The organism is Lactobacillus helveticus DSM 20075 = CGMCC 1.1877 (assembly GCF_000160855.1).
GTDB lineage: Bacteria > Bacillota > Bacilli > Lactobacillales > Lactobacillaceae > Lactobacillus > Lactobacillus helveticus.
Genome location: NZ_GG700775.1, coordinates 1 through 1,084, shown reverse-complemented (window position 1 = coordinate 1,084; position 1,084 = coordinate 1). Strand labels below are relative to the sequence as shown.

Below are 1,084 nucleotides of genomic sequence, written 5' to 3'. Positions count from 1 at the left end.
TTAGTATAATTAGCCGCGTTAAAGTTGTCCGGGCTATATAGGGCGTAAAACGTGCCTCTAACGAGGAATTGACGACGGTGACTGACGGTGACGGAAAGCCAACCAATCAATTTTCATTTTGCGCTCTTTACAAGGGCGTAAAATCTCCTCAAGTTCCTTCTGGTTCAAAAAAGCCAACACCAAAAATGCTACATTTTCAATTGTTTTTCTTTTGTTTTTGAAATAAATTTGTTTTGTTTGTTTTTGGTGGTGCGAGTTTGGTTTAGTTGCTTTTTGTTTCTAAATTATTTTAGAAATGTTTTAAAAATAGAAAAGAAATAAATAGAAATGGCTAAAAAACAGATTGGAAGTAAAGTTTTAACGGTTAGTGAAATTGCTGAAAAGGCTGGTGTATCAAGAAATAAGGTTTGGTCTTATATTAGAAGAAATAAAATTAAGCCTGTTAGTAAGAAAAGTGGTCAATTTAAGTTTGATTCTAAAATTGTTTTAGAAATAGAGGATGAACAACAAAAGAAACGGATTGAAAAGAATAAAAAAGAAAACAATGCTGGTATTTCTGTTACTGTTTTAGAAATATTTAAGAAACAACTTGAAAAAAAAGATCAGCAAATTAAAGATCAAGCTGAAATAATTGATTTTTTGAAAGGTGAAGTTTTGAGAGCAAGGTTAGACAGTCAGAATAAAGAGAAATTACTTGAGGATGCATGGAAGAAAGTGGAAGCAATTTCAGAAAAAGATTTAAATAGAGATGAGGAAAAGCGGCATTGGTGGCAGTTTTGGAATTGAGGAAAGTTAAAGATCGTATGCTATGTGTTGTAGTATAGTATGGTATGGTTAGTTTGAAATAATTGAAGTAGATTATTTTATATGATTTATAATTTTAAGTATAAACTATGTAAAATTGGGAGTAAGTACGATGGAAGAAAAGAAGAAAAAGCCTTTACATAAACGCTGGTGGTTTTGGGTACTGATTATTGTTGCCGTGATCTTAATTTTCAAAATTATAGTTGCAATCATTGTGGCACCATCATCATCATCCATTTCTAAACCAAAATTGTCTAAAAATGCAAATAATACATCTAAG

The 1,084-nt window shown here is 31.1% G+C and carries 1 protein-coding gene; it reads left to right on the top strand.

Annotated elements, in window-relative coordinates:
- Positions 1-327 precede the first annotated feature (327 nt).
- Positions 328-786, top strand: a complete 459-nt coding sequence (locus HMPREF0518_RS09225) for a helix-turn-helix domain-containing protein (RefSeq protein ID WP_003627972.1) — start codon at positions 328-330, stop codon at positions 784-786.
- Positions 787-1,084 lie beyond the last annotated feature (298 nt).

Bases quoted from the DNA above. Each gene is read 5' to 3' on its own strand.
- HMPREF0518_RS09225 (WP_003627972.1), top strand. From the start codon at position 328: ATGGCTAAAAAACAGATTGGAAGTAAAGTTTTAACGGTTAGTGAAATT.